Raw genomic sequence first — 12625 nt, 5'->3', positions numbered from 1 at the left:
CCCACGCTCAGAAATTTGGCGACCGAGAGCGTGAGGCTGTAGGCAAGAAAAAAGTATTAAAAAGCCATCGTGGCAAGTATAAAAAGATAGAAAAAGAGGTAAAAAACATGACAACAAAAAAAGCAACATCAAGCCAACAAGTTCTATTATCGGCTAAGAAACTAGCAGAATTAGGGAACGAATTAACCGACATCATGAATGTTTTAGAAATGAATAACCTAGCTCTTGAAGGGCTTGAGTTTGCACTACAGAAAGATACAACCATGTTCTTATGGCTTGCTAAAAAATACACTGATACAGCATACGCCCAGAATGAAAAGCTATACGATCGTCTAAATGAAATAGCCTTTTTGCTTTTGAACAATGACGACGCTAAAGAGCTGGAGGCATACCATGACTAAAGATATTAAAGAAATGGCACAAGCCGAAGACAACTTGCTGAATATGGAACAACCTAAACAAGCGGAATTTATCAAGAACTATAAGGCGAGGGCATAACATGAACGAACTAGATTTAACCAACATACAGGCGATTTTTGTTACCGTGGTATCGATTGGCATATTGCTTTATCTAAACCACCGAGACCGCAAAAAAAGCGCCCAATTTGAGCGAGAAAACCAACAGACGATAGAAACACCTAGCGAGGATTTAAACCCTGATTATGGGCGATATATCCAGCTTGCAGGGGTCAATGTATGGGGAGGAATTGAATGAGTCTATCAGAGAATGACAAACGAGTATTAAGACTAATCAAGGTAGGGGCTGAGAACTCCATAACAGGGGCAGAAATCAGCCTACTCACCAAACTAGCAGAAAGAACCGTGCAAGATATTATCAGTCGTCTAATCACGCGCCATAGCGTTCCTATTGTTGGGGTTCGCCATGGGACATTTAGAGGATATTTTATCCCAGCTAACAAAGAGGAGCTACTGGACGGAGCAAAAACATTTTACAATCAGATACGAGAAGAAGAAAAGCGCCTATCGGTGTTGATGAATAGCGACCTAGAAAGCTACAAAGAAACCTTGAAGGAGGTGGGCGGATATGTTTAGCCTAAGCCGAGAAAGCGAGCAAGACCTAGCGCATGGCATTCTGGAGGTAGTGGAAAGATACCTGGAAGCGCGTGATACAGTCAAACCACGACTGACAGGTTTAATCTCAGCCCAGGAAGTCATGGGCGAGTTAGATATAAAATATCTGACACTCCAAAAGTGGGAAAAAGCAGGGCTAAGGCGATACCATCCACCGCTTGAAGATACAAGAAAGGTTTATTATAAAATAACTGACATCTGGAAGTTTTTGGGGGTGGAAAATGGGTAGATACATGACAGAGCCAGCTTATGCTGGTATGAAGTTAGCCAAGGAAGATAAAACCAAGGTCAGACGCCCAAAGTTGAAGCAACTCAAAGAACGGAAACAACTGAAGAAACTGAGGAAGAAACGTCGGAAAGGGAGCTGATATGACGATTTACGAGGCTAGAGGCTTTCAGGGTAATCTTGTCTATCCATTTGATAAAATTGAGCCGTTCCAGTACATTGAACGCTTTAAGCCTTTGGTAGTCCCTGAAGGGGCAAACATTGAAGAATTTAAACGTACACAAGCGCCTTACTGTATAAGTGGCAAAGTGACGCCAGAAAAGCATGGCAGTTACAAGCGAAACAACCCCAGTCTAATCTATCGGGATTTGATTTTCCTTGATTATGATGATATACAGGGGACGGCTGAGGGTTTTATAAAGGCCGTTTCTAGCGCTTTATTTGGCTACTCTTACATCTTATACCCGACTATCAAACATAGCTTAGAAAAGCCCCGTTTTCGCCTTGTAGTGAAGCCTAACAACGTGATGAATGAGGCAACCTATAAGCAGGTAGTGAAAGAGATTGCTGACAAGATTGGATTACCCTTTGATATGGCCAGTTTAACATGGTCACAACTTCAAGGGCTACCAGTAACAACAGGCGACCCAGCAAGTTATCAAAAGATTGTGGAGCATGGACTTGATTATCCAGTACCACAGACAACGGCTGAACCAGTCAAACGGAATGCTACAAGCCTTCCATACACTCCGAGGCCAAGCGGTCAGAAATCTATGACCATGAGGATTATTGACACGCTTTTCAACGGATTTGGAGATGAGGGAGGGCGCAACGTAGCACTGACACGATTTGTAGGCTTACTCTTCAATAAGTGGGTTGATTGTGACCTAGAGACAGCCTATGAACTAACAAAGATAGCCAACAGCGTGACAGTTGAACCATTGCCTATTGAGGAGCTAGACCGCACTTTTAGCAGTATAGCACGGGCTGAATATAGAAAGAGAGGTTAGAACCATAGAACTAGAAGAATTAGCAAACCTAAAAAGTGAAATCTTGGAGGTCAGAGAGCAAGAACAACCTCCTAGAACGATGAAGGAGCTTGAAAATCGTATCTTTAAAGCTGGTGAAGAATGGCGGGCAGAACATACCGAAACTAAGGTAAATGAGACCACAGGGGACGTTACCGAAAAGGTGGCCATGCCTCAGACATTCACAGTAGCTAAAATACTTAGCGAGATTGTCACATTTACTTTTATCAGCAAGAGCAATATACCTGATTATAGCCTACTCTATATCTACGATTTAGACGAGGGTATCTATACTGCTAGTAATGATCTATTCAATCTTTTGTGTAAGACCTTTGATGTGAGAATTAAACCCAGAGAGTGGCCACAGATTAAGTTAATGGTTAGAACATTGGCAAAGATACGAAAACCTTTAGAAAGTTCCAACCTCATTCCCGTACAGAACGGCATTATCAACTTAGAAACTAAGGAACTACTCCCCTTTAGTCCTAAGTATGTAATTACAAGTAAGATAAGCACGGCCTACCACGCGCCTAAACGAGTCCCAATAGATAGAGAGGGCAAAACTTTTGATGATTGGCTAAACTCAATCGCTTGTAATGATAGTGAACTGGTAACACTGTTTTGGCAGATTATCCTTGAAGCTATTAACCCTAACCATACCCGAAATAAGTTTGCCATTTTCTACGGGGACGGCAACAATGGTAAAGGGACATTTCAGCGCTTCCTTATCAACCTGATAGGGGAAAGTAATATATCAGCCTTAAAGCCTGCACAGTTCGGAGAAAAGCATAACTTGGAGACCTTGGTAGGCAAAGTTTGCAATATTGGGGATGAAGCTCCTAACGAATACTTAAAAAATCCGTCTGATTTAATGAGTATCACTAGTGGGGACACCGTGCTAGTTAATCCAAAAGGACGCCCAGCCTTTGAAGCTACTTTCAAGTTATTCAATATCTTTTCAGGGAATTATATCCCCAATGGTGGCAACAAGACAAAAGGCTGGTATCGTAGAATTATGATCGTCCCTTTTAATGCTGACTTTAACGGGGAGAAGGAAAAACCTTGGATAAAAAATGAGTTTTTAGCAAACAAGGAAGTCCTAGAATATGCCCTCTACAAAGCTATCAATCAAGAGCCATTTACTCACTTTATCGAACCTAAAGCAGTTAAAGGACTCCTAGAAGAATACCAGGAGGATAATGACTACTTACTTTCATGGGTTAAGCATGAATACATGGAAAAAGGTTGGCATGAGCTGGACGTAGTACCTGTTTTTATACTAACTAGGTCGCTGAAACATTATGCTGAAGATATGGGAATACCCAAGCCCAATGTTTACGGGGCAGGAAAAGAAACGATAAGACACTTACAACAGTTAACACCCAATCATTACAAACTTAAAAGAGCGAGGGTCAAAGTTGAAGATTATGACAAACTAGATCCGTTAGAGTTTGAAAGAACCAAACTATCCAAAACTAATCACGCTGTCGTTAAAGACTAAAATGTTACCTTCTTTTTATGCCCTAAACCCTTGGTATATCTAGGTTTTTACCCAAAAATGTTACCTTCTTGTTACCTTGTTTAGAAAGAAGGTAACGTTGTTAAATACTTGATACTACTGACTTTTTTGGAAAAATGTTACCTTGTTACCTTGTTTTTAACTCTCTATATAGGGAAAAAATAGTATTTTTATATATAAGGGCTATGACTTCAAAAGAAGGTAACATGGTAACAAAATGGTCTAAACCCTTGGGGGAGTAAGGCTGAACTATGTTACCTAGAAGGTAACAAAATCACTAAAGAAGGTAACAAAATGGGGTAGATAGTACCGACCCCCTTGCAATGGTGTAACTACTAGTGACACCCTTAAAACAGAAAGAGGAAAAACAACATGACATTAAAAGCATTTTCGGATAAAGCCAAAACATTTACTTTCACTTACGAATTTAAAGACCTAGATACTGCTCTGGTAGCAGGTCACGCGCTACTGGGATATATGACTGGGACTTATGAAGTACCATCCATTTCAATAACTCACAAGGATAAAGGGACGCTTGTAGCTGAGTATGTGGAGGATAAGAAACTAAACAAGACCTTCAAGCGTATTTGTGACAGTTTCAAAGACTATTACAACCAACCAGTGGACGATGAAGCATTTGAAGAACGTTATAAACGGGAGCGCGTGCTTCAACTCAAAGAGTCAGAGGATTTTGAGGATTTGCTGAATAAGGTCACAGACTACGAGCTGGAACTATTAGACTATGCTGATCGCTTGCTTTCTGATAAGCCTATCCCTATGGACTCTATGACTGCTTTTGGTACGTTGGAAATGCTGGGCGATGAAAGTATTAGCCTACTCCAAAAGTTGGACGTAGAGGGCGAATATAAAGGCCTTGCTGATTATTCTGGTCAATAAACACAGGGGAGCAATCCCCTTTTTGTTAACAAGTCAATAGTTTTGGGTTTTTCCATATAGGGGGAGATAGTGAAGTAGTTGCAATTTACCAAACGAACACCGTAGCAGGGGGAAATATGGAACGCGATAGCCGAGGGAGATTTTTGCCGGGCAATCAAGTAGCAAAAGGCAACAAGGGCAATAGAAAGCCCAAATATGGCAATAGCAACGCTTTGAAGCATGGACTACGCAGAGGATATACCGGATTGTTACCAAGCCTAAAAGGTGGGGTGTCTATATATAAAAATGGTGCATACCTTGGAACGCTACCAGACAAGTATTTCCACCATTCTGAAGATGGGGCGCTTTGGGTAGATTACAACGCTTGTCAGTATTTAATTTCAGTTTGTGGCTTGCCTAAAAGTATGTTTAGCGAACCCGAGGAATGGTAAAGGTGCAGATACTTGAACTCCGATCGAACGCCGAGAAAATGCAAAAAAAAGCCAGCACAGGGCTGACTCCTTTGTGATATATCCGATAAACATATTATATCATAAAGGAGTCCGAGGTATGACACCAGAGCAGGTAAAAGAAAAACTAGAGGGCGTTAAGTGGATAAGCAAGGAAATCAAAGGCTTATATTTGGAATTGGAGGCCCTGGAAGGTAGTATTATCAAAAAGCCAACACTAAGCCATAGCAGGGTACAGGCAAGCAGAGAGAACAAGACAGAGAACAATCTTATAAGTGTTCTAAAACTAAAAGAGGATACGCTTCAGAGGATTGAGCGACTTACTGAAGAGAGAATGGAAATATCTAGGCTGATTGATAAGTTGGTCAATCCGCTTGAGCGTTCTGTTCTAAGACTTTTTTATTTGAATAATCTAGACGCTTGGCAGGTTGCTGAGGAAATAGATAAATCAAAGACTACAGTATATCGAGTAAAGCAGGAAGCTATAGAACACTTGAGCAAGGTGGAAGGAGCGAACTAATGGAGCTGGATAAGTTTAAAACGATGATGAACGTCAGAGAGCGGATGAATTACTTTCTACGTTTCCAGAGGATGGCAGGGAGTGAAAACCAAGTTACAATCGATGAAGAGGCTTGGAAACTTGTTTTACCTGATCAGTGGAATTTGAGCGGTGAGCATGAAAAAGCAATCCGTGAGGGGTTGGAGATATTCGCCCACGACATCAACAGCATAGAGAATAAACGAGCCAGAAAATACTTTATTATCCATTATTGCTATATGAGAAAGAAAACAATGAGTGAATGCGTAGAGATGGCAGGTACTAGCTCCACTAGCTACCACCGATACAAACAGATAGCCGTCTTAAACTTTGCGAGAATCCACCAGAACGGAGAACTAGAAGTATATAGGTAGGCGTTTGTGGTGTTTTGTTGAGAAATGTTGAGATTTAAGTGAGGGGGAATGACATGATTGAAGATTTTTTGATTGATTTGGAGAGTATCCAATTAGAGGATATGGAGATAGATTTAAACATGGATTTTGAAATAGATGTTGACCTTGATGATTTAGATTTAACCTTACTACAAGAATTAGAAGCGTAAATGTTGGCAAATGTAGGCGTAGGCTTCATATTCGCCCCCTCTTTTGCTTTGTTTTGTGCTAGACGACTAAAACACCACGGACAAACTACAAGCCCTTAGAGAGCAAACTAGGGGCTTTTATGATATTGTGAAAACAAGTGTAAAAAATACGTGTTATACATTGACAAGTGTTTCAAACAAGTGTATAATATAATTAAAGATACGGAAAGGAGAAGCCGATGACCGAAAGAGAACTAAAAAAACTTGCTAAGAAAAAAGGTTTTATCAAAACAGCTTTTGGTAAGGGTTCGCATGAAGTCTGGAAACATCCAGACGGAAGAACGGTAACGATACCTAAACCAAAAGAAAACGACTATAGACCTGGAACACTTGGCAAGATTTTGAAAGTACTGGAAGGGGAGTAAAAAACTCCCTCCCCTATATTGGGGCGGTCATTGGTTATTATCAGATTATGAAATACACTTACTTGGCATTGTTTGAAGTGGATAAAGAAAACGGCGGTTATACAATCACGCTCCCTGATTTTCAAGGAGCAGTTAGCGAGGCTGACACCTTAAACGAGGCAATTTATAACGCCCGTGAGGTACTAGAAATTTATACAATCATGTTTGAAGATGAAGGCAAAGAGTTTCCAGAACCTTCAAGTTTTAAGGCTTTGGCTAGTGAACTTGGCAGTGATGAGGATATTCTGCAAGCTATCTCAGTAGATACGGAACTGGTTAGAGAGCGCGAACGTTCTAAGGTTGTCAATAAAACTGTAACCCTCCCTAGTTGGTTGGTTGAAGTTGGTAAAGAAAATAAAATCAATTTCAGTCAGCTGCTACAAAAAGCAATCAGGGAAGAATTGCAGGTATAACATCATAACCCACGCGCTTCATGGTATAATATACCTATCAGCAACCAGCAATAAAAAAAGCACGTTTGACCGTGCTAGTTTCTTGCCTGCTGAACTCGTCAAATCTTAGCCCTTTTGTGGGGCTTTTTTGCTCCCCTTTTTGCGTACTTTGGGGGAGCAAGTAGTAAAAAGTAATATTAGTGTTTTTTGTTCAAAAGCGCGTGATATAAGGGTTAGGAAGCCCTAAGGAAACATAAAATAAGAAGTTTTTTATTATACTACAAAATCGGCCTTTTGGGTAATAGAATCTCACTTTTTTTGGTATAATGGTAAGCAATAATGGACTAGAAAGAACAAAGATGCAAGATAAAATTGTCATTCATGGGGCGCGTGCCCATAATTTAAAAAATATTGATGTGGAGATTCCACGAGACAAGCTAGTTGTTGTGACAGGCTTGTCAGGTTCAGGGAAATCCAGTCTGGCCTTTGATACTCTCTATGCTGAGGGACAACGTCGCTATGTAGAGAGTTTGTCAGCCTACGCTCGTCAATTCTTGGGAAATATGGAAAAACCAGATGTAGATGCTATTGATGGTCTCAGCCCAGCTATTTCCATCGACCAGAAAACGACTAGTAAAAACCCTCGCTCGACGGTGGGAACAACGACTGAAATCAATGACTATCTGCGTCTCCTCTACGCACGTGTGGGTACGCCTTACTGTATCAACGGACACGGGGCTATCAAGGCTTCTTCTGTAGAGCAAATCGTGGATAAGGTTTTAGATTTGCCTGAACGCCAGCGCTTGCAAATCTTAGCTCCTGTCATCCGCAAGAAAAAAGGCCAACATAAGAGTGTTATCGAGAAGGTTCAGAAAGATGGGTATGTCCGTGTCCGTGTGGATGGGGAAGTCTATGATGTGACCGAAGTGCCAGAGTTGTCTAAGAGCAAGCAACACAATATCGATGTTGTTGTTGACCGTATTGTTATCAAGGAGGGCATTCGTAGTCGTCTCTTTGATTCGATTGAAGCAGCTCTTCGTATTGCTGAAGGATATGTTATTATCGATACCATGGATGACTCTGAGTTGCTCTTCTCAGAACACTATGCTTGTCCAGTATGTGGCTTTACGGTTCCAGAACTAGAACCTCGTCTCTTCTCCTTCAATGCTCCTTTTGGTTCTTGTAGTGAGTGTGACGGCTTGGGTATTAAGCTGGAGGTGGATACTGATTTGGTAGTACCAGATGCCAGCAAAACCTTACGTGAGGGAGCCTTGGCTCCTTGGAATCCTATCTCATCCAACTACTATCCAAACATGCTAGAGCAGGCTATGACAGCTTTTGGAGTGGATATGGACACGCCTTTTGAGGACTTGTCAGAAGAGAATAAGAACTTGATTCTCTATGGATCTGATGGTAAGGAATTCCATTTCCACTATGAGAATGAATTTGGTGGCGTGCGTGATATTGACATTCCGTTTGAGGGAGTTGTCAATAATATCAAGCGTCGCTATCACGAGACAAACAGCGATTACACTCGCACCCAGATGCGCCTCTACATGAATGAGCTGACTTGCGGAACCTGTCACGGCTATCGTCTCAATGACCAGGCCTTGTCTGTCCGTGTGGGTGGCCAGCAAGGTCCACATATCGGAGAAATTTCAGACCTGTCTATCGCAGATCACTTGGAGTTGGTGAGCCAGCTGACCTTATCTGAAAATGAAGCCATTATCGCTCGGCCTATTCTCAAGGAAATCAAGGATCGTTTGACCTTCCTTAATAACGTGGGCCTTAATTATCTGACTCTGTCACGTTCGGCAGGAACCCTTTCAGGTGGGGAAAGTCAGCGTATTCGCTTGGCAACCCAGATTGGTTCCAACCTATCAGGTGTCCTTTATATCCTGGATGAGCCGTCAATCGGTCTTCATCAGAGGGACAATGATCGTCTAATTGCCAGTCTGAAAAAGATGCGTGATTTGGGTAATACTCTCATAGTAGTGGAACATGACGAAGATACCATGCGTGAGGCGGATTATCTGATTGACGTTGGTCCCGGTGCCGGTGTTTTTGGTGGGGAAATTGTTGCGGCAGGTACGCCTAAACAGGTAGCTCGTAACAGTAAATCTATCACAGGTCAGTACTTGTCAGGTAAGCGTGCTATTCCAGTGCCAACAGAGCGCCGTGTCGGAAATGGTCGTTTTATCGAAGTGACAGGAGCGTGTGAAAACAACCTACAAAATATCACTGCTCGCTTTCCTCTCGGAAAATTCATTGCGGTGACAGGGGTGTCGGGCTCAGGCAAGTCGACCTTGATCAACAGTATCCTCAAAAAAGCTATTGCCCAGAAGCTCAACCGTAATTCAGATAAACCTGGTAAATTTAAAACGATTACAGGGATTGAGCATGTAGACCGCTTGATTGATATTGACCAGAGCCCTATCGGACGAACGCCAAGGTCTAACCCTGCTACCTATACGGGAGTCTTTGACGATATACGTGACCTCTTTGCTCAGACTAATGAAGCCAAGATTCGAGGTTACAAGAAGGGGCGTTTCAGTTTCAACGTCAAGGGTGGTCGCTGTGAAGCCTGCTCAGGTGACGGGATTATCAAGATTGAGATGCACTTCTTGCCAGATGTTTATGTGGCTTGTGAAGTCTGCCACGGAACCCGCTACAACAGTGAAACCCTAGAAGTCCACTACAAGGAAAAAAATATCTCGCAGGTCTTGGATATGACTGTCAATGATGCGGTGGAATTCTTCCAACACATTCCTAAGATTCAACGTAAACTTCAGACCATCAAGGATGTGGGACTGGGATATGTAACGTTAGGGCAACCAGCTACCACCCTTTCTGGGGGAGAAGCTCAGCGTATGAAGCTGGCTAGTGAACTCCACAAACGCTCGACAGGAAAATCTTTCTACATTCTGGATGAGCCGACAACAGGGCTTCATACTGAGGACATTGCTCGCTTGCTTACAGTCTTAGCTCGCTTTGTAGACGATGGCAATACAGTCCTTGTTATCGAGCACAATCTAGATGTTATTAAGACGGCAGACCATATTATTGACTTGGGTCCTGAGGGCGGTGTCGGTGGTGGAACCATCATCGCAACAGGAACTCCAGAAGAAGTAGCGGCCAATGAAGCCAGCTACACAGGACACTATTTGAAAGGAAAGTTACATCATGAATAAACGTGTACAAGCATTTATAGCTAAAATGCAAGAAAAAGAACTAGATGGTATCGTCATCAATAACCTTAAAAACGTCTATTACCTGACTGGTTTTTGGGGCTCAAACGGAACAGTCTTTATCAGCCGTGATCGTCAGGTCTTGGTGACAGACTCTCGCTATATCATTGCAGCTAAGCAAGAAACCAGTGGCTTTGAGATTGTGGCTGACCGTGATGAATTGGCTGTCATTGCAGGCATTGTTAAGGACATGGGCTTGTCTCAAATCGGTTTTGAGGATGAGATTTCAGTCTCTTATTATCACCGTATGCAGGCAGCCTTTGAAGGAATTGACTTGCTTCCACAAACTCAGTTTGTCGAAGGTCTCCGAATGATTAAGGATGAAGCGGAGATTGCAGCTATTCGCAAGGCTTGTTCTATCTCAGACCAAGCTTTCCGCGATGCGCTTGACTTCATTAAGCCAGGAAAGACTGAAATTGAGATTGCCAACTTCCTTGACTTCCGTATGCGTGAGTTGGGAGCTTCAGGCCTATCATTTGATACTATTTTAGCAAGTGGCATCAACTCTTCCAAACCTCATGCTCATCCCATGCATAAACCAGTGGAGCTGGGAGAAGCTATTACCATGGATTTCGGCTGCCTCTATGACCACTATGTCAGCGATATGACACGAACTATCTATCTGGGGCATGTCAGCGACGAGCAGGCAGAGATTTACAATACGGTTCTCAAAGCTAACCAAGCCTTGATTGATCAGGCCAAGGCAGGCTTAGGCTTCCGTGACTTTGACAAAATCCCTCGTGATATTATCATTGAGGCAGGTTATGGAGACTACTTTACCCACGGTATCGGACACGGTATTGGACTGGATATACATGAGGAACCCTATTTTAGCCAGACTTCTACAGAAACTATTAAGGCAGGTATGGCCTTGACCGATGAACCAGGTATCTATATCGAAGGCAAATATGGCGTTCGTATCGAGGATGATATCTTGATTACAGAGACAGGTTGTGAATTATTGACCCTTGCTCCAAAAGAGTTGATAGTCATTTAGTTATTTGTCAAGAAAAAAGTACGAAAATGACGAAAAAAGTCAAAAAAATTTAAAAATAGGTCGCAAGTCGGATGTTTTTTATGGTATAATAGACTAAACTGATAGTAACATGTAGCGAAAGGGGTAGGTACATGATTAAAATTTATACAGTCTCAAGTTGTACTAGCTGTAAAAAAGCAAAAACCTGGCTCAATGCCCACCAGTTAAGTTATAAAGAACAAAACCTTGGTAAAGAAGGAATTACGAGAGAAGAATTACTGGATATTCTAACCAAAACAGATAATGGAATAGCCAGCATCGTTTCATCTAAAAATCGCTATGCCAAAGCCCTTGGAGTGGATATTGAAGATTTGAGTGTCAACGAAGTCCTCAATCTGATTATGGAAACGCCGAGAATTTTAAAGAGCCCAATCCTTGTGGATGAAAAACGCCTACAAGTTGGCTATAAGGAAGACGATATTCGTGCCTTCCTACCACGCTCTGTCCGTAATGTAGAAAATGCAGAAGCACGTTTGCGTGCAGCTCTATAAACATCAAGGCTGGGAGCAATTCTCAGTCTTGTTCTGTTTTAATCTGAAAAAGAAAGAAGAGAGAAATGAAAAAAATTGTTCTTGTTAGTCTAGCTTTCCTTTTTGTCCTGGCTGGTTGTGGGCAGAAAAAAGAAACTGCAACAGCTACAAAAACAGAAAAGGATACGCTTCAGTCAGCATTGCCAGTTATTGAAAATGCCGAGAAGAATACAGTTGTAACCAAGACTTTGGTCTTGCCCAAGTCAGGTGATGGTAGCCAGCAAACACAAACCATTACATACAAGGATAAGACTTTTTTGAGCTTAACGATTCAACAAAAGCGTCCAGTCTCTGATGAATTGAAGACTTATATTGACCAACATGGAGTGGAAGAAACTCAAAAAGCTCTTCTCGAGGCGGAAGAGAAAGATGAATCCATCATAGAAGCTCGTAAATTGGCAGGCTTTAAGCTTGAAACCAAATTATTAAGTGCAACAGAACTTCAAACAACGACCAGTTATGATTTTCAAGTTCTGGATGTCAAGAAGGCTTCTCAGACTGAGTATCTGAAGAATATTGGTTTGGAAAATCTCTTGAAGAATGAACCAAGCAAATATATTTCAGACAGATTGGCAAATGGCGCGACAGAACAGTAGAAAATCCAAATAAATAGACTGCCTGAATTGTAGAAGGTAAGGAATTATGCTATAATGGTACTATTCTAA

Annotated in this window: 18 protein-coding genes; all 18 read left to right on the top strand. The window is 41.9% G+C overall.

All coding sequences use genetic code 11. The annotated features are described in order from the left end of the window. The first annotated feature begins 107 nt into the window (after positions 1-107). The 18 genes from FJR77_RS00685 (at position 108) to FJR77_RS00605 (ending at position 12556) form a co-directional block, all read left to right on the top strand. Positions 108-401 (top strand): hypothetical protein, encoded by a 294-nt coding sequence (locus FJR77_RS00685; RefSeq protein ID WP_049531945.1) that lies wholly within the window; start codon positions 108-110, stop codon positions 399-401. Between the two features lie 98 nt (positions 402-499). After that, positions 500-715, top strand: coding sequence for a hypothetical protein (locus FJR77_RS00680; RefSeq protein ID WP_140832915.1), 216 nt, complete (start codon positions 500-502; stop codon positions 713-715). Continuing rightward, positions 712-1053: a DNA-binding protein gene (locus FJR77_RS00675; protein ID WP_140832917.1), complete on the top strand. Its 342-nt coding sequence runs from the start codon at positions 712-714 to the stop codon at positions 1051-1053. The genes FJR77_RS00680 and FJR77_RS00675 overlap by 4 nt, the downstream gene beginning before the upstream one ends. Continuing rightward, entirely contained in the window at positions 1046-1321 is a 276-nt protein-coding gene (locus tag FJR77_RS00670) for a hypothetical protein (protein WP_000492141.1), read from the top strand. The genes FJR77_RS00675 and FJR77_RS00670 overlap by 8 nt, the downstream gene beginning before the upstream one ends. Beyond that, positions 1314-1460, top strand: a complete 147-nt coding sequence (locus FJR77_RS10115) for a hypothetical protein (RefSeq protein ID WP_000534152.1) — start codon at positions 1314-1316, stop codon at positions 1458-1460. Before FJR77_RS00670 ends, FJR77_RS10115 begins: the two co-directional genes overlap by 8 nt. Before the next feature lies 1 nt (position 1461). After that, positions 1462-2328 carry a primase alpha helix C-terminal domain-containing protein gene (locus tag FJR77_RS00665; protein ID WP_140832919.1) on the top strand — a complete coding sequence of 289 codons (867 nt, stop codon included), beginning with the start codon at positions 1462-1464 and terminating at the stop codon, positions 2326-2328. Positions 2329-2407: 79 nt separating this feature from the next. Beyond that, positions 2408-3847, top strand: a complete 1440-nt coding sequence (locus FJR77_RS00660) for a DNA primase family protein (protein ID WP_140832921.1) — start codon at positions 2408-2410, stop codon at positions 3845-3847. A gap of 390 nt (positions 3848-4237) precedes the next feature. Further along, positions 4238-4762, top strand: a complete 525-nt coding sequence (locus FJR77_RS00655; RefSeq protein ID WP_140832923.1) for a hypothetical protein — start codon at positions 4238-4240, stop codon at positions 4760-4762. 116 nt (positions 4763-4878) lie between these two features. Next, on the top strand, positions 4879-5193 hold the full coding sequence (locus FJR77_RS00650) for a hypothetical protein (protein WP_049543972.1): 315 nt from the start codon (positions 4879-4881) through the stop codon (positions 5191-5193). Between the two features lie 118 nt (positions 5194-5311). Beyond that, on the top strand, positions 5312-5731 hold the full coding sequence (locus tag FJR77_RS00645; RefSeq protein WP_077804405.1) for a DUF1492 domain-containing protein: 420 nt from the start codon (positions 5312-5314) through the stop codon (positions 5729-5731). Then, positions 5731-6123 (top strand): transcriptional regulator, encoded by a 393-nt coding sequence (locus FJR77_RS00640; protein ID WP_140832925.1) that lies wholly within the window; start codon positions 5731-5733, stop codon positions 6121-6123. The genes FJR77_RS00645 and FJR77_RS00640 overlap by 1 nt, the downstream gene beginning before the upstream one ends. 53 nt (positions 6124-6176) lie before the next feature. Continuing rightward, entirely contained in the window at positions 6177-6311 is a 135-nt protein-coding gene (locus tag FJR77_RS10395) for a hypothetical protein (protein ID WP_258190660.1), read from the top strand. Positions 6312-6529: 218 nt separating this feature from the next. Further along, positions 6530-6715 carry a type II toxin-antitoxin system HicA family toxin gene (locus FJR77_RS00635; protein ID WP_023935892.1) on the top strand — a complete coding sequence of 62 codons (186 nt, stop codon included), beginning with the start codon at positions 6530-6532 and terminating at the stop codon, positions 6713-6715. A 47-nt stretch (positions 6716-6762) separates the two neighbouring features. Then, entirely contained in the window at positions 6763-7167 is a 405-nt protein-coding gene (locus tag FJR77_RS00630; protein ID WP_140832927.1) for a type II toxin-antitoxin system HicB family antitoxin, read from the top strand. Positions 7168-7505: 338 nt separating this feature from the next. After that, entirely contained in the window at positions 7506-10337 is a 2832-nt protein-coding gene (gene uvrA, locus FJR77_RS00625; RefSeq protein ID WP_140832929.1) for an excinuclease ABC subunit UvrA, read from the top strand. Continuing rightward, positions 10330-11391, top strand: coding sequence for a M24 family metallopeptidase (locus FJR77_RS00620; protein WP_140832931.1), 1062 nt, complete (start codon positions 10330-10332; stop codon positions 11389-11391). Before uvrA ends, FJR77_RS00620 begins: the two co-directional genes overlap by 8 nt. Positions 11392-11522: 131 nt before the next feature. Then, positions 11523-11921 (top strand): transcriptional regulator Spx, encoded by a 399-nt coding sequence (spx, locus tag FJR77_RS00610; RefSeq protein WP_000591165.1) that lies wholly within the window; start codon positions 11523-11525, stop codon positions 11919-11921. 65 nt (positions 11922-11986) lie between these two features. Further along, a complete protein-coding gene (locus FJR77_RS00605; RefSeq protein ID WP_140832933.1) occupies positions 11987-12556 on the top strand; it encodes an SP0191 family lipoprotein in 570 nt (189 codons plus the stop codon). Positions 12557-12625: the final 69 nt, after the last annotated feature.

The sequence above is a fragment of the Streptococcus shenyangsis genome (assembly GCF_006385785.1).
Lineage (GTDB): Bacteria > Bacillota > Bacilli > Lactobacillales > Streptococcaceae > Streptococcus > Streptococcus shenyangsis.
This window is presented reverse-complemented; position numbering and strand designations above follow the sequence as displayed.

Excerpts from the sequence above, each read along its gene's own strand:
- FJR77_RS00685 (WP_049531945.1), top strand. The coding sequence starts at position 108 with ATGACAACAAAAAAAGCAACATCAAGCCAACAAGTTCTATTATCGGCT.
- FJR77_RS00680 (WP_140832915.1), top strand. The coding sequence starts at position 500 with ATGAACGAACTAGATTTAACCAACATACAGGCGATTTTTGTTACCGTG.
- FJR77_RS00675 (WP_140832917.1), top strand. The coding sequence starts at position 712 with ATGAGTCTATCAGAGAATGACAAACGAGTATTAAGACTAATCAAGGTA.
- FJR77_RS00670 (WP_000492141.1), top strand. The coding sequence starts at position 1,046 with ATGTTTAGCCTAAGCCGAGAAAGCGAGCAAGACCTAGCGCATGGCATT.
- FJR77_RS10115 (WP_000534152.1), top strand. The coding sequence starts at position 1,314 with ATGGGTAGATACATGACAGAGCCAGCTTATGCTGGTATGAAGTTAGCC.
- FJR77_RS00665 (WP_140832919.1), top strand. The coding sequence starts at position 1,462 with ATGACGATTTACGAGGCTAGAGGCTTTCAGGGTAATCTTGTCTATCCA.
- FJR77_RS00660 (WP_140832921.1), top strand. The coding sequence starts at position 2,408 with ATGAAGGAGCTTGAAAATCGTATCTTTAAAGCTGGTGAAGAATGGCGG.
- FJR77_RS00655 (WP_140832923.1), top strand. The coding sequence starts at position 4,238 with ATGACATTAAAAGCATTTTCGGATAAAGCCAAAACATTTACTTTCACT.
- FJR77_RS00650 (WP_049543972.1), top strand. The coding sequence starts at position 4,879 with ATGGAACGCGATAGCCGAGGGAGATTTTTGCCGGGCAATCAAGTAGCA.
- FJR77_RS00645 (WP_077804405.1), top strand. The coding sequence starts at position 5,312 with ATGACACCAGAGCAGGTAAAAGAAAAACTAGAGGGCGTTAAGTGGATA.
- FJR77_RS00640 (WP_140832925.1), top strand. The coding sequence starts at position 5,731 with ATGGAGCTGGATAAGTTTAAAACGATGATGAACGTCAGAGAGCGGATG.
- FJR77_RS10395 (WP_258190660.1), top strand. The coding sequence starts at position 6,177 with ATGATTGAAGATTTTTTGATTGATTTGGAGAGTATCCAATTAGAGGAT.
- FJR77_RS00635 (WP_023935892.1), top strand. The coding sequence starts at position 6,530 with ATGACCGAAAGAGAACTAAAAAAACTTGCTAAGAAAAAAGGTTTTATC.
- FJR77_RS00630 (WP_140832927.1), top strand. The coding sequence starts at position 6,763 with ATGAAATACACTTACTTGGCATTGTTTGAAGTGGATAAAGAAAACGGC.
- uvrA (WP_140832929.1), top strand. The coding sequence starts at position 7,506 with ATGCAAGATAAAATTGTCATTCATGGGGCGCGTGCCCATAATTTAAAA.
- FJR77_RS00620 (WP_140832931.1), top strand. The coding sequence starts at position 10,330 with ATGAATAAACGTGTACAAGCATTTATAGCTAAAATGCAAGAAAAAGAA.
- spx (WP_000591165.1), top strand. The coding sequence starts at position 11,523 with ATGATTAAAATTTATACAGTCTCAAGTTGTACTAGCTGTAAAAAAGCA.
- FJR77_RS00605 (WP_140832933.1), top strand. The coding sequence starts at position 11,987 with ATGAAAAAAATTGTTCTTGTTAGTCTAGCTTTCCTTTTTGTCCTGGCT.